The 25,519-nt window shown below is 67.1% G+C and carries 26 protein-coding genes; 13 read left to right on the top strand and 13 right to left on the bottom strand.

Features of this window, described 5'->3' with window-relative positions; genetic code table 11:
• The first annotated feature begins 18 nt into the window (after positions 1–18).
• Positions 19–1,257 (top strand): glucose-1-phosphate adenylyltransferase, encoded by a 1,239-nt coding sequence (locus ACLHIH_RS04355; protein ID WP_411315477.1) that lies wholly within the window; start codon positions 19–21, stop codon positions 1,255–1,257.
• A gap of 44 nt (positions 1,258–1,301) precedes the next feature.
• The gene (gene serB / locus ACLHIH_RS04350) at positions 1,302–1,943 is read left to right on the top strand and encodes a phosphoserine phosphatase SerB (protein WP_411315476.1); all 642 of its coding nucleotides are present in this window, start codon (positions 1,302–1,304) and stop codon (positions 1,941–1,943) included.
• A 10-nt stretch (positions 1,944–1,953) separates the two neighbouring features.
• Here the strand turns inward: serB and fabG are convergent, their stop codons facing one another.
• Positions 1,954–2,700 carry a 3-oxoacyl-ACP reductase FabG gene (gene fabG / locus ACLHIH_RS04345; RefSeq protein ID WP_411315475.1) on the bottom strand — a complete coding sequence of 249 codons (747 nt, stop codon included), beginning with the start codon at positions 2,698–2,700 and terminating at the stop codon, positions 1,954–1,956.
• Between the two features lie 111 nt (positions 2,701–2,811).
• Between fabG and ACLHIH_RS04340 the strand changes: the two genes are divergently transcribed.
• The 3 genes from ACLHIH_RS04340 to ACLHIH_RS04330 are packed head-to-tail and all read left to right on the top strand — an operon-like array spanning position 2,812 to position 4,204.
• Positions 2,812–3,111, top strand: coding sequence for a DUF3099 domain-containing protein (locus ACLHIH_RS04340; RefSeq protein WP_411315474.1), 300 nt, complete (start codon positions 2,812–2,814; stop codon positions 3,109–3,111).
• Positions 3,108–3,353, top strand: coding sequence for a hypothetical protein (locus tag ACLHIH_RS04335; RefSeq protein WP_411315473.1), 246 nt, complete (start codon positions 3,108–3,110; stop codon positions 3,351–3,353). Before ACLHIH_RS04340 ends, ACLHIH_RS04335 begins: the two co-directional genes overlap by 4 nt.
• The gene (locus tag ACLHIH_RS04330) at positions 3,350–4,204 is read left to right on the top strand and encodes an SURF1 family protein (protein ID WP_411315472.1); all 855 of its coding nucleotides are present in this window, start codon (positions 3,350–3,352) and stop codon (positions 4,202–4,204) included. Before ACLHIH_RS04335 ends, ACLHIH_RS04330 begins: the two co-directional genes overlap by 4 nt.
• Before the next feature lie 33 nt (positions 4,205–4,237).
• On the opposite strand, the gene ACLHIH_RS04325 is transcribed toward ACLHIH_RS04330, so the two are convergent.
• Entirely contained in the window at positions 4,238–5,836 is a 1,599-nt protein-coding gene (locus ACLHIH_RS04325; RefSeq protein WP_411315471.1) for an ABC-F family ATP-binding cassette domain-containing protein, read from the bottom strand.
• Positions 5,837–5,995: 159 nt separating this feature from the next.
• Here ACLHIH_RS04325 and ACLHIH_RS04320 point away from each other — a divergent pair, with 159 nt between their 5' ends.
• Positions 5,996–6,616 carry a biotin transporter BioY gene (locus tag ACLHIH_RS04320; RefSeq protein WP_411315470.1) on the top strand — a complete coding sequence of 207 codons (621 nt, stop codon included), beginning with the start codon at positions 5,996–5,998 and terminating at the stop codon, positions 6,614–6,616.
• A 97-nt stretch (positions 6,617–6,713) separates the two neighbouring features.
• On the opposite strand, the gene ACLHIH_RS04315 is transcribed toward ACLHIH_RS04320, so the two are convergent.
• Genes ACLHIH_RS04315 through sufB form a run of 5 tightly spaced genes read right to left on the bottom strand, consistent with a single transcriptional unit; the run spans position 6,714 to position 10,876 of the window.
• The gene (locus tag ACLHIH_RS04315; protein WP_411315469.1) at positions 6,714–7,043 is read right to left on the bottom strand and encodes a metal-sulfur cluster assembly factor; all 330 of its coding nucleotides are present in this window, start codon (positions 7,041–7,043) and stop codon (positions 6,714–6,716) included.
• A 2-nt stretch (positions 7,044–7,045) separates the two neighbouring features.
• Positions 7,046–7,807: a Fe-S cluster assembly ATPase SufC gene (gene sufC, locus ACLHIH_RS04310; protein WP_411315468.1), complete on the bottom strand. Its 762-nt coding sequence runs from the start codon at positions 7,805–7,807 to the stop codon at positions 7,046–7,048.
• 44 nt (positions 7,808–7,851) lie between these two features.
• Positions 7,852–8,178 (bottom strand): non-heme iron oxygenase ferredoxin subunit, encoded by a 327-nt coding sequence (locus ACLHIH_RS04305; protein WP_411315467.1) that lies wholly within the window; start codon positions 8,176–8,178, stop codon positions 7,852–7,854.
• Positions 8,175–9,422, bottom strand: a complete 1,248-nt coding sequence (sufD, locus tag ACLHIH_RS04300; RefSeq protein ID WP_411315466.1) for a Fe-S cluster assembly protein SufD — start codon at positions 9,420–9,422, stop codon at positions 8,175–8,177. The genes ACLHIH_RS04305 and sufD overlap by 4 nt, the downstream gene beginning before the upstream one ends.
• Positions 9,423–9,457: 35 nt before the next feature.
• A complete protein-coding gene (sufB, locus tag ACLHIH_RS04295) occupies positions 9,458–10,876 on the bottom strand; it encodes a Fe-S cluster assembly protein SufB (RefSeq protein WP_411315465.1) in 1,419 nt (472 codons plus the stop codon).
• A gap of 376 nt (positions 10,877–11,252) precedes the next feature.
• Here sufB and ACLHIH_RS04290 point away from each other — a divergent pair, with 376 nt between their 5' ends.
• A complete protein-coding gene (locus ACLHIH_RS04290; RefSeq protein WP_411315464.1) occupies positions 11,253–12,233 on the top strand; it encodes a COX15/CtaA family protein in 981 nt (326 codons plus the stop codon).
• Between the two features lie 60 nt (positions 12,234–12,293).
• Here the strand turns inward: ACLHIH_RS04290 and ACLHIH_RS04285 are convergent, their stop codons facing one another.
• Positions 12,294–13,214, bottom strand: coding sequence for a heme o synthase (locus tag ACLHIH_RS04285; protein WP_411315463.1), 921 nt, complete (start codon positions 13,212–13,214; stop codon positions 12,294–12,296).
• A 296-nt stretch (positions 13,215–13,510) separates the two neighbouring features.
• Between ACLHIH_RS04285 and tkt the strand changes: the two genes are divergently transcribed.
• The 6 genes from tkt to pgl are packed head-to-tail and all read left to right on the top strand — an operon-like array spanning position 13,511 to position 21,720.
• Positions 13,511–15,619: a transketolase gene (gene tkt, locus ACLHIH_RS04280; protein WP_411315462.1), complete on the top strand. Its 2,109-nt coding sequence runs from the start codon at positions 13,511–13,513 to the stop codon at positions 15,617–15,619.
• 11 nt (positions 15,620–15,630) lie between these two features.
• Positions 15,631–16,809: a transaldolase gene (tal, locus tag ACLHIH_RS04275; RefSeq protein WP_411315461.1), complete on the top strand. Its 1,179-nt coding sequence runs from the start codon at positions 15,631–15,633 to the stop codon at positions 16,807–16,809.
• On the top strand, positions 16,806–18,395 hold the full coding sequence (locus tag ACLHIH_RS04270) for a glucose-6-phosphate isomerase (RefSeq protein WP_411315460.1): 1,590 nt from the start codon (positions 16,806–16,808) through the stop codon (positions 18,393–18,395). The genes tal and ACLHIH_RS04270 overlap by 4 nt, the downstream gene beginning before the upstream one ends.
• A 42-nt stretch (positions 18,396–18,437) precedes the next feature.
• Positions 18,438–19,979, top strand: a complete 1,542-nt coding sequence (gene zwf / locus ACLHIH_RS04265) for a glucose-6-phosphate dehydrogenase (protein WP_411315459.1) — start codon at positions 18,438–18,440, stop codon at positions 19,977–19,979.
• Positions 19,976–20,953, top strand: a complete 978-nt coding sequence (locus tag ACLHIH_RS04260; RefSeq protein ID WP_411315458.1) for a glucose-6-phosphate dehydrogenase assembly protein OpcA — start codon at positions 19,976–19,978, stop codon at positions 20,951–20,953. Before zwf ends, ACLHIH_RS04260 begins: the two co-directional genes overlap by 4 nt.
• Complete coding sequence (gene pgl, locus ACLHIH_RS04255) at positions 20,950–21,720, top strand: 6-phosphogluconolactonase (protein WP_411315457.1); 771 nt, start codon at positions 20,950–20,952, stop codon at positions 21,718–21,720. The genes ACLHIH_RS04260 and pgl overlap by 4 nt, the downstream gene beginning before the upstream one ends.
• Before the next feature lie 81 nt (positions 21,721–21,801).
• On the opposite strand, the gene ACLHIH_RS04250 is transcribed toward pgl, so the two are convergent.
• The 5 genes from ACLHIH_RS04250 to gap are packed head-to-tail and all read right to left on the bottom strand — an operon-like array spanning position 21,802 to position 25,503.
• Positions 21,802–22,170 carry an RNA polymerase-binding protein RbpA gene (locus ACLHIH_RS04250; RefSeq protein WP_411315456.1) on the bottom strand — a complete coding sequence of 123 codons (369 nt, stop codon included), beginning with the start codon at positions 22,168–22,170 and terminating at the stop codon, positions 21,802–21,804.
• A 7-nt stretch (positions 22,171–22,177) separates the two neighbouring features.
• Entirely contained in the window at positions 22,178–22,429 is a 252-nt protein-coding gene (secG, locus tag ACLHIH_RS04245; protein ID WP_411315455.1) for a preprotein translocase subunit SecG, read from the bottom strand.
• 50 nt (positions 22,430–22,479) lie between these two features.
• On the bottom strand, positions 22,480–23,283 hold the full coding sequence (tpiA, locus tag ACLHIH_RS04240; RefSeq protein ID WP_411315454.1) for a triose-phosphate isomerase: 804 nt from the start codon (positions 23,281–23,283) through the stop codon (positions 22,480–22,482).
• A complete protein-coding gene (locus ACLHIH_RS04235) occupies positions 23,271–24,488 on the bottom strand; it encodes a phosphoglycerate kinase (RefSeq protein ID WP_411315453.1) in 1,218 nt (405 codons plus the stop codon). The genes tpiA and ACLHIH_RS04235 overlap by 13 nt, the downstream gene beginning before the upstream one ends.
• Positions 24,489–24,495: 7 nt before the next feature.
• Positions 24,496–25,503: a type I glyceraldehyde-3-phosphate dehydrogenase gene (gene gap, locus ACLHIH_RS04230; RefSeq protein WP_411315452.1), complete on the bottom strand. Its 1,008-nt coding sequence runs from the start codon at positions 25,501–25,503 to the stop codon at positions 24,496–24,498.
• Positions 25,504–25,519 lie beyond the last annotated feature (16 nt).

Genomic DNA, 25,519 nt, shown 5'->3' with positions numbered 1-25,519 from the left:
GCCATCTAGGGTTGGGGAATGGCATCAAAGAAGATCTTCGGGATAGTCCTCGCCGGTGGCGAAGGAAAGCGGCTCATGCCCCTCACGGCCGACCGGGCCAAGCCCGCGGTTCCGTTCGGAGGCAATTACCGTCTCATCGACTTCGCGCTCTCCAACCTCATCAACTCGGGGATGCGCCAGATCGTCGTCTTGACGCAGTACAAGTCGCACAGCCTCGACCGCCACGTCTCGCAGACCTGGCGCCTCTCGGGCCTCACGAACTCCTACGTCGCGTCTGTGCCCGCCCAGCAGAGGCTCGGCAAGCGCTGGTTCGCCGGCTCGGCCGACGCGATCCTGCAGAGCCTCAACCTCCTCCGCGACGAGAAGCCCGACATCGTCGTCGTCGTCGGTGCCGACCACGTCTACCGCATGGACTTCGCCGAGATGATCGAGGCGCACATCGAGTCGGGGGCCGGTGTCACCGTCGCGGCGATCCGACAGCCGATCTCCCTCGCCGACCAGTTCGGCGTCATCGAGGTGAGCCCCGACGACCCCACGCGCATCAAGGCCTTCCTCGAGAAGCCGAAGGATGCCGTCGGCCTCGCCGACTCCCCCGACGAGGTGCTCGCCTCGATGGGCAACTACATCTTCAACGCCGACGTGCTCATGGACGCGGTCATCCGCGACGGTGACCTCGCGTCGTCGAACCACGACATGGGCGGCGACATCGTGCCGTGGTTCGTCTCGCAGGGGGATGCCGCGGTCTACGACCTCAACCGCAACGAGGTTCCGGGCGCGACCGATCGCGATCGCTACTACTGGCGCGATGTCGGAACGATCGACTCGTTCTTCGACGCGCACCAGGACCTCATCTCGGCGCTCCCGATCTTCAATCTCTACAACAACGAGTGGCCCATCTTCAATCAGCAGCTCAACGCCCCGCCCGCGAAGTTCGTGCGCGACTCGAGCGGCAACCTTGGCACGACGATCGACTCGATCGTGTCGCTCGGCTCGGTGCTCTCCGGAGCGCACATCGAGCGCAGCGTGCTCGGCCCCTGGGCGACCATCGGCGGGGGCGCGAAGGTCATCGATTCGATCGTCTTCGATCGCGTGCGCATCGGGCCCGGAGCGGAGATCCGCCGGGCTATCCTCGACAAGGAAGTCGTCGTGGCTGCGGGCGCGTCGGTCGGCCTCGATGCCGACGCCGATCGGGCTCGCGGTTTCACCGTGACCGACTCCGGAATCACCGTCGTGGGCAAGGGCGTTCACGTCTCCTGACCGCTCGTGCCTCCCGGGGCGCATCCGATCGAAAGCTCTCCCCCATGGCCCCCTTCCTCGTGGTTCTCGACGTCGACTCGACGCTCATCGAAGACGAGGTCATCGAGCTCCTCGCGGCGGAGGCCGGCGCTCTCGACGCTGTCGCGACGATCACGAGCGAGGCCATGAACGGTCGGCTCGATTTCGCGGCGAGTCTCGAGGCGCGCGTCGCGACGCTCGCCGGGCTCCCCGAGACTGCGTTCGCCGCCGTGCTCGACAGGGTCACGGTCACGCGCGGGGTCGAGGAGCTCGTCGCCGGCGTGCACCGTGCCGGCGGTTTCGTGGGCGTCGTCTCGGGAGGGTTCCACGAGATCGTCGACACTCTCGCCGAGAGGCTCGGACTCGATTACTGGAGAGCGAACCGACTCGAGGTCGCCGACGGTTTTCTCACCGGTCGGGTCAGGGGCGACATCATCGATGCGCGCGCGAAGGCCGACACCGTCACGGAGTGGGCGTCCGACTGCGGCGTCGCGCTACGCCAGACCGTCGCGGTCGGAGACGGTGCGAACGACCTCGAGATGATGTCGATCACGGGTCTCTCGGTCGGTTTCGATGCGAAGGCGCCCGTGCGAGACGAGGCCGACGTCATCATGGATGTCCGCGACCTCGCGCAAGTGCTCCCCCTGCTGGGTCTCCCCCGACCCTGACCTCGCGCGGTCAGTGCCCCATGCCGAGACCACCGTCGACGGGGATGACCGCGCCGGAGATGTAGCCGGCGTCGTCACCCGAGATCCACGTGATGACCTTGGCGACCTCTGTCGCGGAAGCGAAGCGCGCCGCGGGGATCGACGCTTTGTACGCAGCCTGCTGCGCTTCGGGCAGTTCGGCGGTCATGTCCGTCTCGATGAACCCGGGGGCCACGACGTTCGCGGTGATGCCTCGGGCTCCGAGTTCGCGCGTCACCGAGCGAGCGAGACCGATGAGACCGCTCTTCGAGGCCGCGTAGTTGACCTGCCCCGCCGAACCGAGCAGTCCGACGACGCTCGAGACGAGCACGATGCGACCGAATCGCGCCTTGAGCATGCCCTTCGACGCGCGCTTGACGACGCGGAACGCGCCCGTGAGGTTCGTGTCGATGACGCTCGTGAAGTCGTCGTCGCTCATGCGCATGAGCAGGGTGTCGCGAGTGATCCCCGCGTTGGCCACGACGACCTCGACGGGCCCGAGGGCCGCTTCGACCTCGGTGAATGCCGCATCGATCGACGCGGCATCCGTCATCTCGGCGCGCACCGTGAGGGTTCCGGACGGGCCTTCGCCCGAGCGCGAGGTCACGGCGACACGGTGGCCCTGCGCGACGAACTGCTCGGCGATCGCGTAGCCGATGCCGCGATTGCCGCCCGTCACGAGCACGGTGCGTCCGGTCGTCGCCGTGGTGGTCTGAGCGGTGGTCGTGGTGTCTGTCATGAGGGTGGCCCTTCTGCCTCGCGTGCGGGCTTCTCCCGGCAAACTCACACAAGCCTAAGCCTAGGGTTGAGGGGTCACAGCAGGTTTCCGCCGAACAGGAAAACGCAACCCATGGCCAAGCAAACGGTGATCTCCTCGGTCACCTCGCTCCCCAAATCCCCGACGGATGCTCGGCGCGGCCGGATGCGCAATTACCTCATCGCCATGGGGATCCGGCTCATCTGCATCGCCCTGTGTTTCGTCGTCACGGGCTGGTGGCTCGCCGTCGTCGCCGTCGGTGCGATCGTGCTCCCGTACTTCGCTGTCGTGCTCGCGAACGTCGGGGGCGAGCAGGCCGGAACGGTCGAACGCCCCGGCAGCATCGTTCCCGTGGCGCGGCCTGTTCCTCCGGCACCCGGACCAGCCGAGTGATCGGTGGTCTCGGCGGGGTTGTCGATGAGGGCTCTCCGCGGTGCTCGCGCGCCGGGTGCTCGAATGACGCCGAATGGCAGGTCAACTGGCGGAACCCCCGCATCCACGGTCCCGAGCGCGTCAAAGTCTGGCTCGCGTGCTCCGAGCACGACGAGTGGTTCCGCGAGTACTTGAGCGGTCGCGACATGCCCGTGCAGATCACCCGCCTCGGCGTTACCCTCGATCGGGTGGAGTCGGTGTGAGCGGGTGGAGTTTCGCGTTCTCGAAGCGCTGGGCGGGGTATCTCGCCCTCACGGTCGTGTTCGCGATCGTGTGCTCGATGCTCGGCATGTGGCAGTTCTCCCGTCGTGCCGACGCGCGAGCCGAGATCGATCGCATCGACACCAACTACGACGCCTCGCCGATCCCCGTCGACTCGGCTCTCGACTCCCTCGATTCGTTCGAAGACGACCAGCGCTGGCTTCCCGTGCTTCTCGAGGGCAACTACCTCGCCGACGAGGAGGTGCTCGTGCGCAATCGACCGCGTTCGGGGCAACCGGGGTTCGAGGTGCTCACGCCGTTCCTCCTCACCGACGGCAGCGTGTTCATCGTCGACCGCGGGTGGCTGCCGACGGGCTCCGAGCAGGATCTCCCCGACGACATCCCCGCCCCGCCGACCGGCGAGGTCACGGTCTCCGCGCGCCTCAAGGCGGGCGAGCCCGTGCTCGGCTCGACGGAGCGCGTCGAGGGCACCAACCAGATCCGCACGGTGCACCTCGAGTACTTCGCCGACGAACTCGACGCCCCCGTCTACACGGGCGCCTACGGGCTCGTCGCGACGCAGTCCCCCGAGCCCGCCGAGGCCCCGCTCGTGAACCAGCGCCCCGTGCGAGACGAGGGTCCCCACCTCTCCTACGCCCTGCAGTGGTTCGTGTTCGCCGTCCTCGGGTTCATCGGTCTCGGCTGGGCGCTGCGCCAGGAGTACCGCGTCGTCAACGCCGACGATCCCGACGAGGTCGATCGCGCGACCGAGCGCGAGAAGCGCCGTGCCGCGCGCGCGCCGAACGACGACGACATCGAAGACGCCATTCTCGAGAGCGCCGATCGGCGCTGATCGCGCCGCAGCAGGCTCTCGCGCCGAGCGTGATCAGGCGAGGCTGATGAGATCCGCGTAGTCGCGGTTCCAGAAGTCCTCGGTGCCGTCCGGCAGGATGAGCACGCGCTCGGGGTTGAGCGCTTCGACCGCTCCCTCGTCGTGGCTCACGAGCACCACCGCGCCCGCGTAGTTGGCGAGGGCGTCGAGGATCTCCTCGCGGCTTGCGGGGTCGAGGTTGTTGGTCGGTTCGTCGAGGAGCAGCACGTTGGCTCCGGAGACGACGATCATCGCGAGAGCGAGTCGCGTCTTCTCGCCGCCCGAGAGCACGCCCGCGGGCTTGTGCGAATCGTCGCCCGTGAACAGGAACGAGCCGAGCACGCGACGCGCTTCCATCTCGGTGATCGTCGGTGACGACGACACCATGTTCTCGAGCACGCTGCGCTTCACGTCGATGGTCTCGTGCTCTTGCGCGTAGTAGCCGATGCGCAATCCGTGACCCGGCTCGATCTGCCCCGTGTCGGGTTCGTCGACGCCCGCGAGCATCCGCAGGAGCGTCGTCTTTCCGGCACCGTTGAAGCCGAGCACGACGACCTTCGACCCGCGGTCGATTGCGAGATCGACGGCCGTGAAGATCTCGAGCGAGCCGTAGCTCTTGCTCAGATTCGAGGCCATGAGCGGCGTGCGGCCGCACGCGGCCGGCTCGGGGAACCGCAGCTTGGCGACCCGATCGGTCGCGCGCACCTCTTCGAGGCCCGAGAGCATCTTCTCGGCGCGACGCACCATCTGATGGGCGGAGGCGGCTTTCGAGGCTTTCGCTCCGAACTTGGCCGCCTGCGTCTGCAAGACCGAGGCCTTCTTCTCGACGTTGACACGCTCTTTCTTGCGTCGCTCCTCGTCGGCCGCGCGCTGCTTGAGGTAGTTCTTCCAGCTCATGTTGTAGACGTCGATGACGGTGCGATTCGCGTCGAGGTAGAAGACCCTGTTGACGGTCTCCTCGACGAGCTCGATATCGTGACTGATCACGATGAGTCCACCCTGGAACGACTTGAGGTAGTCGCGAAGCCACACGACGGAATCGGCGTCGAGGTGGTTCGTCGGCTCGTCGAGGAGCATCGTGTCCGCTCCGGAGAAGAGGATGCGCGCGAGCTCGATGCGACGGCGCTGTCCACCGGAGAGCGTCGAGAGTGGTTGGTCGAGGATGCGATCGGGGAGGCTCAGGTTGCTCGCGATCGACGCCGCTTCCGCCTCGGCCGCGTATCCGCCGAGGGCGAGGAACCGGTCCTGCAGGTTGCCGTACTTCGTCATGGCCTTCTCGCTCACGGCGGAGTTGGCACTGCCCATGTCTGCGGCCGCGGTCTCCATCCCGAGGAGCAACTGGCCGAGGCCACGGGCGTCGAGGATGCGCGTGCGAGCGAGGTCCTCGGAGTTACCCGAGCGGGGATCCTGAGGGAGGTAACCGACCTCGCCACTGCGGTCGATGCGACCGTCGGTCGGCATCCCCTCGCCCGCGAGCACCTTGGTGAGGGTCGTCTTGCCGGCGCCGTTGCGACCGACGAGCCCGATCTTGTCACCGCTGTCGACGCGGAACGACACGCCTTGCATGAGCGTGCGCGCGCCGACGCGGAGCTCGAGGTCGTGTACGGAGAGCACAGGGTTTGTCCGATTCTTCTAGAGGATTCCGCGCGCTGGCGGGCGCGCCGAAACGGCACGATAAGAGGGGGTCAGCCCTATAGTCTACGTTGACTGCCGCTGGCCCGCAGGCATCGGGATCGATGCGTGCCACGACCATCCCGACCGAGGAGCATTCCCATGACTTCAGCGCCACTCGACACCCCGTTCTCCGGGGCGCCGCGCCTCACCCTCGCCGACCGTCTCGTCACCCGGAGCCGCGCGGGTGACCTCGCTCTCATCGCGACGGGAGCCGCCGTCACCGCGGTCGCCGCGCAGATCGCCGTGCCGCTCTGGCCCGTTCCGATCACGGGGCAGACCCTCGCGGTGCTCCTCGTCGGGTCGACCCTCGGCGCGGTGCGCGGTGCTCTCTCGATGGTGCTCTACGCCGTGCTCGGCATCGTCGGTCTGCCGATCTTCAGTGACGGTTCCGCTGGCCTCTCGATCGTCGCGGGCCCGACCGGCGGATACATCATCGGCTTCGTCTTCGCCGCGGCGCTCGTCGGCTGGGTCGCAGAACGAGCCGGCGACCGCCGTGTTCTCGGTGCGGCGCTGTCGTTCCTCGGCGGCACCGTCGTGACGTTCGCCTTCGGACTGCCGTGGCTCGCGGCATCCCTCGGATTGACCCTCGAGCAGACCCTGCAGTCGGGGCTCTACCCGTTCATCATCGGCGGTCTCGTGAAGTCCGCCCTCGCCGCCGCGGCGATCCCCGCGGTGTGGGCGCTCCTGTCGCGTCGCGACGAGAACACCACGCGCCGCTAGCGCGTCGTCGCACGCAAAAGGGCCCGTCGATACCGACGGGCCCTTCTGCGTTGTGCTGCCGCGCCGTGTGAGAACACCCGCGACGAGAGCGCAGCAGCTACATGCTGAAACCGAGCGCGCGCATCATGTCGCGACCGTCGTCGGTGATCTTCTCGGGGCCCCACGGCGGCATCCACACCCAGTTGATGCGGAACTGGTCGACGATGCCGTCGAGCGACTCGGCGGTCTGCTCCTCGAGTACGTCGGTCAGCGGGCATCCGGCCGACGTGAGGGTCATGCTGATGATGAGCGCGTCGTTCTCGTCATCCCACGTGAGGTCGTAGATGAGCCCGAGGTCGACGATGTTGATCCCGAGCTCGGGGTCCATGACGTCTTTGAGCGCCTCCTCGACCTTGTCGAAGAGGGCCGGAGCGAGAGCGACAGCCACGCTCAGATCACCGCCGGAGCGATGAAACGGTCGTAACCCTCGTTCTCGAGGCGGTCGGCGAGCTCGGGACCGCCCTGCTCGGCGACACGGCCGTCGACGAACACGTGCACGAAGTCGGGCTTGATGTAGCGCAGGATGCGCGTGTAGTGCGTGATGAGCAGGAGGCCGAGTCCGCTCTCGGCCTTCGCGCGGTTGACTCCCTCGGAGACGATCTTGAGGGCGTCGACGTCGAGTCCCGAGTCGGTCTCGTCGAGGATCGCGAACTTGGGCTTGAGCAGTTCGAGCTGGAGGATCTCGTGGCGCTTCTTCTCACCGCCGGAGAACCCCTCGTTGACGTTGCGCTCGGCGAAGGTCGAGTCCATGCGCAGGTTCGTCATCGACTCGCGCACGTCCTTGACCCAGCCGCGGAGTGCCGGGGCTTCGCCGTCGAGGGCGGTCTTCGCCGTCCTGAGGAAGTTGGAGACCGTGACGCCGGGGATCTCGACGGGGTACTGCATCGCGAGGAAGAGGCCGGCGCGGGCACGCTCGTCGACCGCCATGTCGAGCACCTCGGTTCCGTCGAGCTTCACGGAACCGCCCTCGACGTGATACTTCGGGTGGCCGGCGATCGTGTAGGCGAGCGTGGACTTGCCCGACCCGTTGGGGCCCATGATGGCGTGGATCTCCCCCTCGTTGACGGTGAGATCGACCCCCTTGAGGATCTGCTTGTTTCCCTGCTCGGTCTCGACGCTGACGTGCAGGTCGGTGATTTCGAGAACAGACATGTGGTGGTCGCTTTCTGGCTGGGTGGTCGGCGCGTCGCGGGGCGTTACGCGCTGACGGGCGAGGCGGGGTCGATGAAGACCTCGCCGCCCTCGATGGTCACGGGATAGACGGGGACCGGCTCGTAGGCCGGGAGGGTGATGGGCTTGCCGGTCTCGAGTGAGAACTTCGAGCCGTGCGCCCAGCACTCGAGGGTCGCGCCCTCGACGAACCCCTCGGCGAGCGAGATGTCGCCGTGGGTGCAGGTGTCGCCGATGGCGTGCACCGTTCCGCTCGAGTCTTTGACGACGGCGATCGGAAGGCCGTCGATGACGACACGCACTGCCGCGTCGACCTCGAGGTCGCCCTCGTCACAGATTTTCACAGCGGTCATGATCGGGGTGCCTCCTCAGACACGAGGGCCGCTTCGATCGCGGCTTCGAGCCGCGCTTCGAGCTCGGGGGACGGGATCTTCTGCACGACCTCGGCGAGGAACCCGCGGACGACGAGTCGTCTCGCGATGTCTTCGCTGATGCCGCGCGCCTGCAGGTAGAACAACTGCTCGTCGTCGAATCGTCCCGACGCGCTCGCGTGTCCGGCTCCCGCGATGTCTCCGGTCTCGATCTCGAGGTTCGGGATCGAGTCCGCTCGCGCACCGTCGGTGAGCAGGAGGTTGCGGTTCTGCTCGTAGCTGTCGGTCGCGACACCCGAGCGGCGGATGAGGACGTCGCCGATCCACACGGACCGCGCACCCGTTCCCTGCAGTGCGCCCTTGTAGGTCACGCGGGAGCGGGTGTTCTCGGCGTCGTGGTCGACGAAGACCTGCTGCTCGATGTGCTGGCCGGCGCTCGAGAAGTAGGCGCCGTAGAGCTCGGCGTCGCCACCGGGGGCGTCGAGGTGCACGGAGGGATTGATGCGGATGACGTCGCCGTCGAGAGAGACGACGATGTGCCGCAGTCGCGCGTCGCGACCGACACGGGCGAAGTGGCTCGCGAGGTGCACCGCGTCGTCGTCCCACTGCTGCACGCTCACGACCGTGAGGTCGGCGCCGTCTCCCACGACGATCTCGACGTTTTCGCTGAGAAGGGCCGATCCGGTGTTCTCGAAGTAGACCGTTCCGACGCTGTGCGGTCGTGCCGTGATGACGGTGTGAGCCGCTCGCGCACCGCTACCGAGCTCCGAGCGCGTGATGGTGACCGATTGCGGGGTCTCGCCGCCGATCGTCACCGCGAGGGCACGACCGAAGGTCGACCACGCGTTGGCCGCCGCGCGGTCCTCGGGTATTCCCGCCGAGCCGATGCGGTCGTCGTTGCGCCCGATCCACTCGATCGCGACGTCGGAGCCGACATCCACGGCGTCGAACGGCCAATCGCTCGCGTCGAGCGCACCGGCGGTGAGGCCCGTGAGCTTGTCGAGCGGGGAGAACTTCCACGCGACATCGCGATTGGTCACCGTCTCGAATCGGGTGACATCGGTCGACGCGAACCGCTCGGATCGCGTCTGCACGGGGACGTAACTCGATCCCCCGTCGGAGCGCGGCACGGGGCCGGCTTGCACGGGAGTCCCGTCGGGTGGCGTGATCGTCGCGTCGTCCGCCGACGGAGCGGTGTCGGTCGGGGAGGTAGCAGGGAGTGACATCTAGGAGGGACGTCCTTTCGATGGGGGCGCGACGGTCATCCGACGCTGCCCTCCATGCCCATCTCGATGAGCTTGTTGAGTTCGAGTGCGTATTCCATGGGGAGTTCGCGGGATATCGGCTCGATGAAGCCGCGCACGATCATAGCCATTGCTTCGTCTTCGGGCAGACCGCGGCTCTGCAGATAGAAGAGCTGCTCGGCACTCACTCGAGACACGGTGGCCTCGTGACCCATTTGAACGTCGTCCTCGCGGATGTCGGTCGTCGGGTAGGTGTCCGATCGCGAGATGGTGTCGACGAGCAGAGCGTCGCACCGCACGGTGTTCGCGGAGTGGTGGGCCCCCTCGGCGATGCGGATCTCGCCGCGGTACCCGGTGCGGCCTCCGCCTCGAGCGATCGACTTGGAGACGATCGACGATTGCGTGTACGGCGCCATGTGGACCATCTTCGCGCCGGCGTCCTGGTGCTGGCCGGGGCCCGCGAACGCGACCGAGAGGGTCTCGCCCTTGGCGCGCTCCCCCACGAGGTAGATCGACGGGTACTTCATCGTGACCTTCGACCCGATGTTGCCGTCGATCCATTCCATGGTCGCGCCCTCGTGGGCGATCGCGCGCTTCGTCACGAGGTTGTAGACGTTGTTCGACCAGTTCTGGATGGTCGTGTAGCGCACGCGCGCGTTCTTCTTGACGATGATCTCGACGACGGCCGAGTGCAGCGAGTCGCTCTTGTAGATCGGAGCCGTGCAGCCCTCGATGTAGTGAACGTACGATCCCTCGTCGGCGATGATGAGCGTTCTCTCGAACTGGCCCATGTTCTCCGTGTTGATGCGGAAGTACGCCTGGAGCGGGATCTCGACGTGCACGCCCTTGGGAACGTAGACGAACGATCCACCCGACCACACCGCCGTGTTGAGGGCGGCGAACTTGTTGTCCCCCTCGGGGATGACCGTTCCGAAGTACTCCTGGAAGATCTCCGGGTGCTCTTTGAGCGCCGTGTCGGTGTCCATGAAGATGACGCCCTGTGCTTCGAGCTCCGCGTTGATGGAGTGGAAGACGACCTCGGACTCGTACTGCGCGGCGACACCCGAGACGAGGCGCTGGCGCTCGGCCTCCGGGATGCCGAGCTTCTCGTACGTGTTCCGGATGTCTTCGGGGAGGTCCTCCCACGTCTGCGCCTGCTTCTCGGTCGAGCGCACGAAGTACTTGATGTTGTCGAAGTCGATGCCCGACAGATCGGCACCCCACGTCGGCATCGGTTTCTTCGCGAAGAGCGAGAGTCCTTTGAGGCGCTTCTTGAGCATCCATTCGGGTTCGCTCTTGAGCGCCGAGATGTCGGCGACGACCTCCGGGGAGATGCCCCGTTTCGCGGATGCGCCGGCGACGTCGGAGTCCGACCATCCGAACTCGTAGATGCCGAGGCTCTCGAGTTCGGGTCGTTCGATGAGTACGTCTGACATGGCTACCTCTTTCCTACCGACCACAACCACGGTGGCCGAGGTGGTATTCCGTTGTGCTGCCCCGAAGGACTCGCCCGTTCCGGGTGCGTGCTGCGTGAGTAGTCGGGGACCCGCCGTGATTGCGGTCCCGGTGCGACTGTGTGCGGCGTCGCAACCTGATCCAGGGCATGCATCTGGACTCGGCAATTCTACAGGTGCACGGTCGGCCGCGGGGCTGTCGAGCCTGTGAAGGCGCCTGGCGCACCGAGCGAGGACTCGGCCTCGGTCCCGGCCTCGGTTCCGTCTGGGGTCTCTCAGATTGTGCCGCCGTAGAATCGCCTCTCACGAGCGTCGTCGGCCAATCGGCTCACCCGCCGTACGACTTTCCGGGAGAGACATGAGTGGGCACGCCGACATCCGATCGATTCGAACTCGTTTCGTGGAGTGGCTGCCCCGCACGGTCGATCGTCGCGTGCGCGTCGCCGCGTGGGCCACGCTCATCGCGCAGACCCTCATCGTGGGCACCGGCGGGGCCGTGAGACTCACGGGATCGGGGCTCGGGTGCCCCACGTGGCCGCGCTGCACCCCGGAGTCGTTCATCAACACTCCGGAGATGGGCATCCACGGCATCATCGAGTTCGGCAACCGCTTGCTCACGTTCGCTCTCATCGCGATCGCCATCGTCATGTTCCTCTTCGTCGTGCGGATGCGCCGAGACCGCCCCGAGCTGTTCCGCCTCTCGGTCGTCATCGGGCTCGGAATCCCGTTCCAGGGCGTCATCGGAGGCATCACCGTGCTCACCGGGCTCAACCCCTACATCGTCGGACTCCACTTCGTTCTCTCGACCGTGCTCGTCGTCCTCTCGACGGTTCTGCTCTTCCGCGTCTATCGCGGGGCCCGGGGCGACTACGTCGCGGCACCACGCTGGTTCGTGCGAACCGCCTGGGTCTCCTCCGTCACGGTCGCGGTCACGATCGTCGTCGGCATCCTCGTGACCGGGTCGGGTCCGCACGCGGGAGACCACGGAGCGGCCCGCAACGACCTCGATCCCGAACTGATGCAGCACCTGCACAGCTACCCCGCATACGCGACCCTCGCGCTCACCCTCGTGCTGCTCGTCGCAGCCGTGCGACTGCGACTCGCGCGCGTCGTCCCCTTCGTGGTGGGGCTGCTCGCCGTCGAAGCGGTGCAGATCCTCGTGGGTATCACCCAGGCGCGGCTCGGACTGCCCGAGATCCTCGTCGGCATCCACATGGTTCTCGCATGTGTGCTCGCGAGCGCGATGACGGCCGTCATCCTCAGTATGAGGCAGCAGGTCGAGACCGAATCCGACGACGAGATCGCGACCCTCGAGGCCCGCGTCGCCGCCACGAACTAGCGGTCGGTCGACGCGGGCTACCCGTCACGGCGCCCGCGAGCGGCTGGTGCCCGACGGGAGTCAGAACGACAGCAGAGGGTCCACACCCACGGCGATGAAGAGCAGCGTGAGGTAGGAGATCGAGCTGTGGAAGACGCGCATCGGGCGCACGTCGCCCGGGCGGATCGCCCCGCTGTACAAACGGTGGGCCTCGAGGATGAACCATCCCCCGGCGACGATCGCGACAGCGGTGTAGACGATCCCCATCGACGCGACGGGGATGAGCAGCAGCGAGCACGCGACGGTAGCCCACGCGTAGAGCACCACCTGGAGGCCCACGAGAGTGCGGCCGCGCACGACCGCGAGCATCGGCACGTGCGCCTTCGCGTAGTCGGTGCGGTACTTCATCGAGAGCGGCCAGTAGTGCGGGGGCGTCCAGAGGAACACGACGAAGAAGAGGATGACGGGGGCCCACGCGATCGAGCCCGTGACGGCCGCCCATCCGATGAGCACCGGGAAGCACCCGGCGATACCGCCCCAGATGATGTTCTGCGACGTGCGGCGCTTGAGCCACATCGTGTAGACGACGACGTAGAAGAGGATCGCGAGGGCCGAGAACGCGGCGGCGAGCCACGTCGTCGTCGCGGCGAGCCACACGATCGAGACGACGCCGAGGATCCACGCGAAGACGAGAGCCTCGCGATCGGTCACCTCCCCCGTGACGAGGGGCCGGTTCTTCGTGCGGTCCATCACGCGGTCGATGTCGCGGTCGATGTAGCAATTGAACGCTCCCGCGGAGCCAGCACTCAGTGCGCCACCCACGAGCGTCGCGAGAACGAGCCACAGGCTCGGCAGACCGCCCTCGGCGAGAACCATGACGGGAGCCGTCGTCACGAGCAGAAGCTCGATCACGCGCGGTTTCGTGAGCGCGAGGTATGCCCGCGCTTTGCGCGCGAACCCGATCCGCTCGCGGGTCGCCGTCGGATGTGTGACTACGTCCATTGCTCCTCTAACGCGTGGATCTCCAGCGCAAAGTCTACCTCGACGCCTCCCTACGCTTTCCCGAGTGCGCGCGCAAGCCCGGTGCTCTGACGGCGAACACCGGGCGCTGTGAGGGTGCTCTCTCTATACTGGAAGCAGCTTGTCAGCCTCGAGCTCGCCCCGACTCCCCCTCACGGTGGTGTCGTCGCGCGCGACGATGTGAAGCACCGGTGCTCGATAGGCAAGTCACACCTCTACATCGTGGGGGCGAGCGCCGATGGCGGTCGCGCCCACCGCGAACGAAGGGTCATCAATCCGTGTCAGCTCTCCAGTGGGATCCCATCGACAGCCGAGCGGTAGACACCGCGCGAATCCTCGCGGCTGACGCCGTCGAGAAGGTCGGCAACGGCCACCCGGGAACCGCGATGAGCCTCGCTCCCGCCGCCTACCTCCTGTTCCAGAAGGTCATGCGCCGCGACCCGAGCGACAGCACCTGGATCGGCCGCGACCGGTTCATCCTCTCCGTCGGTCACAGCTCGCTCACGCAGTACACGCAGTTCTACCTCGGCGGCTACGGTCTCGAGCTCGACGACCTCAAGGCGCTCCGCACCTTCGAGTCGAAGACGCCGGGTCACCCCGAGTACGGCCACACCGACGGCGTCGAGATCACGACGGGTCCGCTCGGCCAGGGCCTCGCCTCCGCCGTGGGCTTCGCCTACGCCGCCCGCTTCGAGCGCGGTCTCTTCGACCCCGAGGCTCCCACCGGCTCGAGCCCGTTCGACCACCACGTCTACGTGATCGCGGGCGACGGCGACCTGCAGGAGGGCATCACGAGCGAGGCATCCTCGCTCGCCGGCCACCAGCAGCTCGGCAACCTCATCGCGATCTACGACTCCAACCAGATCTCGATCGAAGACGACACGAACATCGCCTTCACCGAAGACGTCAAAGCGCGCTACGAGGCCTATCACTGGCAGGTGCAGGTCGTCGACTGGAAGAAGACGGGCGACTACGTCGAAGACGTCGAGGAGCTCAACCGTGCGATCGACGCGGCCAAGGCCGAGACGACGAAGCCGTCGCTCATCATCCTCCGCACCATCATCGGGTGGCCGTCGCCCAAGAAGCAGAACACCGGCAAGATCCACGGCTCCGCGCTCGGTGCCGAAGAGCTCGCGGCCGTGAAGACGGTTCTCGGGTTCGACCCCGAGCAGTCGTTCCAGGTCGACGACGACGTCATCGCCCACACGCGCAAAGCCGTCGAGCGTGGCCAGGCGGCTCACGCCGAATGGAACGAGCAGTTCGACGCGTGGGCTAAGGCGAACCCCGAGCGCAAGGTCCTCCTCGACCGCGTTCTCGCCGGCGACCTCCCCGAGGGTGTCGTCGACGCGCTCCCCGTCTTCGAGTCGGGCAAAGACGTGTCGACTCGCGCCGCATCGGGCAAGGTGCTCAACGCGCTCGGGCCGGTCATCCCCGAGCTCTGGGGCGGTTCGGCCGACCTCGCCGAGTCGAACAACACGACCCTCGAGGCCTCCCCCTCCTTCGTTCCCGCGGAGCACTCGACAGGCGAGTGGACCGGAAACGAGTACGGCCGCGTGCTGCACTTCGGAATCCGCGAGCACGCTATGGGCGCGATCCTCAACGGCATCGTCCTCCACGGCAACACCCGCCCCTTCGGCGGAACGTTCCTCATCTTCAGCGACTACATGCGCCCCGCGGTTCGACTCGCTGCTCTCATGCAGGCGCCGTCGATCTTCGTCTGGACCCACGACTCCGTCGCGCTCGGCGGCGACGGACCGACGCACCAGCCGGTCGAGCAGCTGTGGTCGCTCCGCGCGATCCCCGGACTCGACGTCGTGCGACCCGCCGACGCCAACGAGACCGCTCACGCGTGGCACGCCATTCTGGGACGTCGTCGCGGACCCGCGGGCATCGTCCTCTCGCGCCAGAACCTCCCGGTCTTCCCGCGAGGCGAGGGCGCAGCCGAGGGCGAGACTTTCGCCTCGGCCGAGGGCACAGGCAAGGGCGCATACGTTCTGGCCGACGCCGCAACCGGTTCCCCCGACGTCATCCTCATCGCGACGGGCTCCGAGGTGCAGTTCGCCATCGAGGCCCGCGAAGCGCTCGCGGCCGAGGGAATCGGCGCTCGCGTCGTCTCGGCACCGAGCCTCGAGTGGTTCTCGGAGCAGTCAGACGAGTACCGCGAGTCGGTTCTCCCGACATCGGTCAAGGCCCGCGTCTCCGTCGAGGCGGGGATCGCCCTCGGCTGGCGCGAGTACGTCGGTGACAGCGGTCGCAGTGTGTCGATCGAGCACTTCGGTGCCTCGGCCGACTACGAGACCCTCTACCGCGAATTCGGCATGACGACCGAGCACGTCGTCTCCGCAGCAAAAGAATCTCTGGCCGCCGCTCAGGCCACCAGCAACTGAGAGAAGAAGACATGACTGAGAACACCACTCCCACCAAAGCTCTCTCCGAGGTCGGGGTCAGCATCTGGCTCGACGACCTCTCCCGCGAACGGATCAACTCCGGCGGGCTGCAGAAGCTCATCGCCGAGAAGAACGTCGTGGGCATCACGACCAACCCGACCATCTTCGCGAGCGCTCTCGCGAAGGGCGAGGCCTACGACGCGCAGATCTCCGAGCTCGCCGCGAAGGGCACGAACGTGACCGACGCCGTCTTCGAGATCACCACGGACGACGTCGCCGCCGCGAGTGACATCTTCCGCGAGGTGTACGACTCGACCTCGGGCTTCGACGGTCGCGTGTCGATCGAGGTCGAGCCCGGGCTCGCCCACGACGCCGCCGGAACCTTCGAGGAGGCCAAGCGACTGTGGGCCAAGGTCGCGCGCCCCAACGCGATGATCAAGATCCCCGCGACGGTCGAGGGCCTCGAGGCCATCGCCGACACCATCGGTGAGGGCATCAGCGTCAACGTGACCCTCATCTTCAGCCTCGAGCGCTACCGCGAGGTCATCAACTCCTACCTCACGGGTCTCGAAAAGGCGAAGTCGAAGGGCATCGACCTCTCGACCATCCACTCGGTCGCGTCGTTCTTCGTGTCGCGCGTCGACACCGAGATCGATAAGCGACTCGAGGCCATCGGCACCGACGAGGCCGTTTCGCTCAAGAGCAAGGCGGGCGTTGCGAACGCCCAGCTCGCCTACCAGGTCTTCGAGCAGTCGTTCTCGAGCGAGCGGGCGTCGCAGCTCCTCACCGGCGGTGCGAACAAGCAGCGCCCGCTCTGGGCGTCCACGGGGGTCAAAGACCCGAACCTGCCCGACACGCTCTACGTGACCGAGCTCGCCGTCACCGACACCGTCAACACGATGCCCGAGAAGACCCTCGAGGCCACGTTCGACCACGCCGAGGTCACCGGGGATGCCGTGACCGGCTCCTACGACGCCGCGAACGGCGTGCTCGACGCGCTCGACCGCCTCGGCATCTCCTACGACGAGGTGACAGCGCAGCTCGAGACCGAGGGCGTCGACAAGTTCGTCGTGTCGTGGAACGAACTGCTCGACACCGTGACCGCAGCGCTCGAAGCATCGGCGTCGGCGAGTCAGCCGGGCGCCGACAACTCCGAGCCCGCGACGATCACCCCGGAGAGCGCACAGTGAGCTTCGACATCGCGGTCACCGGCCCCGCCGCCGAGGCGGTCGCTCGCGTCGTTCCGACGCTTGTCGCCGACGGCGTCGCCTCCGGCATCATGACGCAGAACGGCTCCCTCTGGGGTCCGGACGCCGAGTCCGAGGCGACCAAGCGTCTCGGGTGGGTCGAGGCCGTCGCCATCTCGCAGACGCTGGTTCCCGGCATCCTCGAGTTGCGCGACGCGCTGCGCGACCGCGGTGTCGACCACATCGTGCTCGGGGGGATGGGCGGCTCCTCGCTCGCCCCCGAGGTCATCACGAAGACCGCGGGAGTCGAGCTCACGGTTCTCGATGCCACGGCCCCGGGTCAAGTGCTCGCGGCTCTCGGCGACAGGCTCTCGACGACCGCCGTCGTCATCTCGTCGAAGTCCGGTTCGACAGTCGAGACCGACAGCCAGAAGCGCGTCTACGAGCACGCTTTCCGCTCGGCGGGTATCGATCCGGTCGAGCGCATCGTCATCGTCACCGATCCCGGATCGCCGCTCGACGAATCCGCTCGCTCCGACGGCTACGCGGTGTTCAACGCCGACCCGAACGTCGGAGGTCGCTACTCGGCTCTCACGGCGTTCGGTCTCGTTCCGTCGGGGCTCGCGGGCGTCGACATCGAGGCCCTCCTCGACGAGGCGGGATCGGTGAGCCTCCAGCTCGCCCTCGACAACGACGAGAACCCCGGTCTCGTGCTCGCCGCGGCGATCGCGGGGACCTCGCCCCTCAAAGACAAGCTCGGCATCGTCTCCGACGGAACCCACATCGTCGGGTTCGGCGACTGGGTCGAGCAGCTCATCGCCGAGTCGACAGGAAAGGACGGCCGCGGTCTCCTGCCTGTCGTGCTCGAGATCGACGCGCCCGAGATCGGGGCATCCATTCCCGACCTCCAGATCGTGCGACTCGTCGAGAGCCGCAAGGAGACCGAGGAGGTCGCCGACGGCGAGATCGAGATCAGCGGCACCCTCGGTGCTCAGATCCTCGTCTGGGAGTTCGCGACGGCCGTCGCCGGTCGCCTTCTCGGCATCAACCCGTTCGACCAGCCCGACGTCGAGTCGGCCAAGATCGCGACGCGCGGTCTTCTCGACGCGCGCCCCGAGGCGACGGAGCCGCTCTTCGTCGAAGACGGCATCGAGGTGCGGGGAACCGCGTCCGCGTCGTCGTCGGTGCGCACCGCCGTCGACGAGCTTCTCGCGCAACTGGGCCACGACGGCTACGTCGCGATCCAGGCCTACGTCGACCGCACGGCGCTTCCCGAGCTCGCCGAGCTGCGCTCGCTTATCGCGGCACGCACGGGTCGTCCCGTGACGTTCGGATGGGGACCGCGGTTCCTGCACTCCACGGGCCAGTTCCACAAGGGTGGGCCGGCGGTCGGAGTGTTCCTGCAGATCACGGCGACGGAGACCGTCGACCTCGACATCCCCGAGCGTCCGTTCACCTTCGGTCAGCTCATCGCCGCGCAAGCGGCGGGCGACGCGAGCGTGCTCGTCGACCACGGTCGGCCGGTCGTCACGCTCACGCTCACCGACGGGGCGGCGTCGGCCACGACGCTCTCCCGCATCCTCGCCTGACGGCCGGGATCCCGCTCTACTTCGCAGTCAATTAGGAGACGTATGTCGCCGGTGGATATCACCCCGGAGTTCAACCCGCTGAGAATCGCGAGCGATCGCCGACTCAACCGCATCGCCGGCCCCAGCGGCCTCATCATCTTCGGGGTTACCGGAGACCTGTCACGCAAGAAGCTCATGCCGGCGGTGTACGACCTCGCCAACCGGGGGCTCCTGCCCCCGGGGTTCGCCCTCGTCGGGTTCGCCCGCCGGGACTGGGACACCCAGGACTTCGAGCAGGTCGTTTACGACGCGGTCAAGCAGTACTCGCGGACTCCGTTCGACGAGGATGTCTGGAAGCAACTGGCTCAGGGAATCCGTTTCGTCCAGGGAGAGTTCGACGACGACGCCGCGTTCGCGCAGCTGAAGGAGACGGTCGAGGAGCTCGACGAGCACCGCGGAACCATGGGAAACCACGCGTTCTACCTGTCGATCCCGCCGAAGTCGTTCCCGCAGGTCACCGAGCAGCTCCGTCGCTCGGGGCTCGCCGAGCAGAAGGACGGCCAGTGGCGGCGCGTCGTGATCGAGAAGCCCTTCGGGAGCGATCTGAAGACCGCGCGTGAGCTCAACGACGTCGTCGAGTCGGTGTTCCCCGCCGACTCGGTGTTCCGCATCGACCACTATCTCGGCAAAGAGACGGTGCAGAACATCCTCGCGCTGCGCTTCGCCAACCAGCTCTACGAACCCCTGTGGAACTCGAACTACGTCGACCACGTGCAGATCACGATGGCCGAGGACATCGGGGTCGGAGGCCGAGCGGGGTACTACGACGGTATCGGCGCCGCGCGCGACGTCATCCAGAACCACCTCCTGCAGCTTCTCGCCCTCACCGCGATGGAGGAGCCCGTCTCATTCGACGCCGCAGACCTGCGGGCGGAGAAAGAGAAGGTGCTCTCCGCCGTGCGGCTGCCGAAGGACCTCTCCACGGCGACCGCTCGAGGTCAGTACTCGAGCGGTTGGCAGGGAGGCGAGAAGGTCCTCGGATTCCTGGAGGAAGACGGGATGGATCCCGGTTCGCTCACCGAGACCTACGCCGCGATGCGCCTCGACATCGGCACGCGGCGGTGGGCGGGAGTGCCGTTCTACTTGCGTGCGGGCAAGCGACTCGGGCGTCGCGTCACGGAGATCGCCGTCGTGTTCAAGCGCGCTCCCCAGCAGCTCTTCGCCGAGAGTCAGACCTCGGCTCTCGGGCAGAACGCCCTCGTCATCCGCGTGCAGCCCGACGAGGGGGTCACGATCCGTTTCGGGTCCAAGGTTCCCGGCGCCGGCGTGCAAGTGCGCGACGTCACCATGGACTTCGGCTACGGTCACGCCTTCACCGAAGCGAGCCCCGAAGCCTACGAGCGACTCATCCTCGACGTGCTCCTCGGTGACCCGCCGCTCTTCCCCCGCCACCAGGAGGTGGAGTTGAGCTGGAAGATCCTCGACCCCATCGAGGAGTTCTGGGCCACCCAGGGCCAGCCCGAGCAGTACCGCCCCGGAACCTGGGGTCCCGATTCCGCCGACCGGCTGCTCGCTCGCGACGGCCGCACCTGGAGACGCCCATGATCGTCGACCTGCCAGACACCACGACGAGTCGCATCTCGAAGACCCTCGTCAAGATCCGCGAGGAGGGCGGCGCCGTCGCCCTCGGTCGCGTGCTGACCCTCGTGATCTCGACGTCGCTCGGGCACGAAGAGGAGGCGATCGAGGCGGCGAACGATGCCTCTCGCGAGCACCCCATGCGCGTCATCGTCATCTCGACCGCGGGCTCGGGCGCGACCTCGGACGAGGGCACGCGGCTCGACGCGCAGATCCGCGTCGGTGGCGACGCCGGAGCGAGCGAGGTCATCGTTCTCAAGGCCCACGGTGAGATGAGCAGAGACGAAGAGGGTCTCGTCACCGGACTCCTGCTGCCCGACGCTCCCGTCGTCGCGTGGTGGCCGGGCGAGGCTCCGGATGTCGTCTCGACCTCGCCGCTCGGACGCATCGCGCAGCGCCGCATCACCGACGCCGCGGCGCAGCCCGATCCCCGCCGCTTCCTCGAGCACCTCTCGGCGACCTACGCGCCCGGCGACACCGACTTCGCCTGGACGAGGCTCACCCTGTGGCGCGCCCAGCTCGCCGCGGTGCTCGACCAGCCCCCGTTCGAACCGATCCTCGCCGCGAACGTGCACGGGGCCGAGGCGTCGCCGTCGACGAGTCTTCTCGCCGCGTGGTTGCGCCTGCAATTGGAACTCCCGGTGGAACACACCATCACGGAGTCCCCGGTCGGATCGAGCGGCATCCACGGTGTCGTCTTGAACCGCGCGTCCGGCGACATCGAGCTCGAGCGGTCGCAGCCCAACATCGTGACTCTCGTGCAACCCGGGCAGCCGACCCACGACATCTCGCTCCCCCGGCGCTCGATGCGCGAGTGCCTCGCTGAAGAGCTTCGACGACTCGACCCCGACGACCTCTTCGGCCACGTCATCACCCACGGCTTCTCCGTGAGTGGCGACGACGTCGATACGTCCACGAAGGTCGGAAAGGGCCCCGAATGAGCGCGGATCGCCGAGTTCTCGTCCACCAGGACGCCGCGGGTCTCGCGGGCGCGGTCGCCGCGCGCTTCATCACGAAGGTCATCGACCTCCTCGACGAGAAGCCCGAGGTGCACATCGCGCTCACGGGCGGTGGGGTCGGCACCGGCATCCTGCGGGCCATCGCCGAGTCGGGCGCGCGGGATTCGATCGACTGGTCTCGAGTGCACGTGTGGTGGGGCGACGAGCGGTGGGTGCCGCGAGGCGACTCCGACCGCAACGACACGGGAGCGTTCGAGGCCCTGCTGTCTCACGTGGCCGTGCGTGACGACCGAGTGCACACCTTCCCGGCGAGTGACGACGGAATGGACCTCGACGAGGGTGCGGATGCCTACGCGTCGACCCTCCGCGACGCGGCGTCCGACGGCGCCGACTTCCCCGTGTTCGACATCCTGTTCCTCGGCGTCGGACCCGACGGCCACATCGCATCGCTCTTTCCGGACAGTGCCGGGGTCGAGACCACGGGGCGGTCGGTCATCGCCGTGCGCGAGTCACCCAAGCCGCCGTCGGAGCGCTTGAGCCTCACTTTCGACGTCATCAACAACGCCGATCGCATCTGGCTGTGCCTCGCCGGGGCGGACAAGGCATCCGCTCTCGGCCTCGCTCTCGCGGGAGCAGGCCCGTCGTCGGTGCCCGCCTCGGGTGCGCGCGGGCGCAAGCGCACCGTGTTCTTCGTCGACAGCGCGGCGGCCGCCGAAGTTCCCGAAGATCTCATCAGCAGCGAGTACTGACACTCTCGCACCGCACACGACGACATTGGGCCCCTCCGATCGGAGGGGCCCAGTGTCGTTGAGACAGCTACGTCGTGGCTTCTACTTCTCCGACGCGATGCGCGCACGCCGCGTGCGGAGTGCGACGATCGCCTCGTTGAGGAGCTCCGCGGCCTCTTCTTCGGTGCGGCGCTCTTTCACGTAGGCGAGATGGGTCTTGTACGGCTCGAGCTTCGCGAGGCTCGGGGGGTTCTCTTTGTCTCGCCCCGCGGGGAGACCCGATTGCGGGGAGTCGATCGTTTCGGGGATCTCCTCGTCGGGGAGGGCCGCGGAGAAGTACCGCACCGTCTCGTTGCCGAGGGCGTCCCAGTACGACACGGCGATCCGGTCGGCGTGGAAACCCCGATCCTGCTCACCCATGGGGCCGGCACCGACCCGCGATCCTCTGATTGCACTTCCGCCAGAAGCCATGACGTTCCTAACCCACGCTGTCGAATTTGGTGATGAGCCCGAGCACGATGATGCACGTGATCCAGAACAGCCCGAGGATCACCGTGATGCGATTGAGGTTGCGCTCGGCGACCCCGGACGCACCGAGGTTCGAGGTGACTCCCCCACCGAACATGTCGGAGAGACCGCCGCCGCGCCCCTTGTGCAAGAGGATGAGCAGGGTCAGCAGGATGCTCACGATGCCGAGCAACACCTGCAGGATGACCTGGAGAATTTCCACAAAAAGCCTTTCGGGACCGCGGTAAAACCGTTGATCAGTATAACGGCAGGTCAGACACCGACATGCTTCTGGAAGCGAACGATGCTCGAGAACTCGTCGATGTCGAGGCTCGCGCCACCGACGAGGGCGCCGTCGATGTCGGCTTCGCGCAGGAAGCCTGCGATGTTGCCCGACTTGACCGAACCGCCGTAGAGGATGCGCGTGGCTGCAGCCACGTCGTCACCGAGTGCCTCGGCGATGACCGCGCGAAGCGGCGCCGCGACCTGCTGCGCTTGATCGGGCGTCGCGGCCTGACCGGAGCCGATGGCCCAGACGGGCTCGTACGCCACCACGATGTCCGACCCCGCGGGGAGTGCCGCGAGGATGGTACGCAATTGGGCGACGGGCACGGCACTCGGACCGTGCTTCTCGAGGTCGTCGGCGGTCTCCCCGACGCAGATGACCGGGACGAGTCCGTGCTTCACGGCCGCCGCGGCTTTCGCGCCGACGATCTCGTCGGTCTCACCGTGGAGGGTGCGTCGCTCGGAGTGGCCGACGAGCACGTATCGGCAATCGAGGGCCGCGAGGAACGCACCCGAGATCTCGCCGGTGTACGCGCCGCTGTCGTGCTGCGAGACATCCTGACCGCCGTACTGGATCGGCAGTTTGTCGGCACCCACGAGCGTCTGCACCGAGCGGATGTCGGTGAACGGCGGAAACACCGCTACGTCGATTCCGTCGAAGTCGACGCTCGCGTCTTTGAGGCTCCACGCGAGCTTCTGCACGAAGGCGATCGCCTGAAGGTGGTCGAGGTTGAGCTTCCAGTTGCCCGCGATCAGCGGGATGCGAGCTGCCGGCGTGGTCACGCTTGCCATCCGAGTATCTCCAGTCCTGGGAGTCGCTTGCCCTCGAGGAACTCGAGGCTCGCGCCGCCTCCCGTCGAAATGTGCCCGAACTGGTCGTCCGAGAATCCGAGTGCGCGCACGGCGGCTGCCGAGTCGCCACCTCCGACGACGGAGAGTCCGCTGACGTCGGTGAGGGCGGACGCGACGGCGCGCGTGCCTTCCGCGAACGCGTCGATCTCGAACACGCCCATGGGGCCGTTCCAGAAGACCGTCGTCGACGCGCGGATGACCTCGGCGAACCGTGCTGCGGAGTCCGGGCCGATGTCGAGACCGAGTCCCGAGGCGCCGAAGTCGGTGTCCTGCATGGCGTCGGCGGGGGTGACGACGTGCTCGGCGTCGGCTCCGAATTTCGAGGCCACGACGATGTCCGTCGGAAGCACGATGTCGACACCGTGTCGCTTCGCCTCGTCGAGGTATCCCTTGACGGTGTCGATCTGGTCTCGCTCGAGCAGGCTCGCACCGACCTCGTGTCCGAGAGCGGCGAGGAAGGTGAAGACCATTCCGCCTCCGACGAGGATGGAGTCGACCCTCGGCAGCAGGTGGTCGATGACGCCGAGCTTGTCGGAGACCTTCGAGCCGCCGAGCACGACCGTGTACGGTCTCTCGGGCGATTCGGTCAGACGGTCGAGCACTTCGAGCTCGCTCGCGATGAGAGTGCCCGCAGCACTCGGAAGCAGAGTCGCGAGTTCGTAGACGCTCGCTTGCTTGCGGTGCACGACACCGAAACCGTCGGAGACGTAGGCGTCGCCGAGGTCGGCGAGCTCGGACGCGAACTCGGCGCGCTCGGCATCGTCTTTGGACGTCTCGCGCGCATCGAAGCGGAGATTCTCGAGCACGACCACCTGGCCGTCCTCGAGGGCGTCGACGGCCGAGCGCGCGGCGGGTCCGACGGTGTCGTCGGCGAAGACGACACTCGACCCGAGGAGCGTGCTGAGACGCTGCGCGACCGGTGCGAGCGAGAACTCGGAGTTCGGCTTGCCGTCGGGTCGTCCGAGGTGCGAGATGACGACGACGCGCGCCCCCGCTGCCGACAGTTCGGACACTGTCGGCAGCGAGGCGCGGATACGGCCGTCGTCGGTGATCTCGCCGTTCTTCAGTGGAACGTTGAGATCACAGCGCACGACGACGCGCTTGCCCGCGAGAGACCCGAGCGATTCGATGGTGCGAAGCGACACGGGGATCTCAGAGCTGCGCGGCGACGTACTCGGTGAGGTCGACGAGGCGGTTCGAGTAGCCCCACTCGTTGTCGTACCACGACGCGACCTTGATCTGCGACCCGATGACCTTGGTGAGGCCGGCGTCGAAGATCGACGAGTGCGGGTCGCCGACGATGTCGCTCGAGACGATGGGGTCTTCGGTGTACTTGAGGATGCCCTTGAGGTCACCCTCCGACGCCGCCTTGTACGCCGCATTCACTTCTTCGACCGTGACGGTCGAGGAGGTCTCGATCGTGAGGTCGGTGATCGAGCCGGTCGGCACGGGAACGCGGAGCGCGTAACCGTCGAGCTTGCCGACGAGCTCGGGGATCACGAGGCCGAGGGCCTTCGCGGCACCCGTGCTCGTGGGGATGATGTTGAGAGCCGCGGCGCGCGCACGACGGAGGTCGCTGTGCGGGCCATCCTGCAGGTTCTGGTCCGCGGTGTACGCGTGAACCGTCGTCATGAGCCCACGCTCGATACCGAAGTTGTCGAGCAGCACCTTGGCGAGCGGCGCGAGGCAGTTCGTGGTGCACGAGGCGTTGGAGATGACGTCGTGCACGGAGGAGTCGTAGGTGTCCTCGTTGACTCCGAGCACGAGTGTCGCGACGTTGTCGCCCGTCGCGGGAGCCGACACGAGAACCTTCTTGGCGCCGGCGGTGATGTGCTTGCGGGCGTCGTCGGCCTTCGTGAAGAAGCCCGTCGACTCGATGACGATGTCGACACCGAGCTCGCCCCAGGGGAGGTTCGCGGGGTCGCGCTCGGCGAACACCTTGATGGCCTTGCCGTTGACGACGATCGAGTCGCCGTCGAGCTCGACGGACGCGTCGAGGCGACCGCTGATGGAGTCGTATTTGAGAAGGTGCGCGAGCGCCTTGTTGTCGGTGAGGTCGTTGACCGCGACGATCTCGAGGTCGCTGCCCTTGGCGAGGGCGGCGCGGAAGTAGTTGCGGCCGATTCGGCCGAAGCCGTTGATACCGATCTTGACAGTCACGGGGACTCCTGAGGTG

The organism is Marisediminicola sp. LYQ134 (genome assembly GCF_046599635.1).
In the GTDB taxonomy this organism is placed as follows: domain Bacteria; phylum Actinomycetota; class Actinomycetes; order Actinomycetales; family Microbacteriaceae; genus Marisediminicola.
This window is presented reverse-complemented; position numbering and strand designations above follow the sequence as displayed.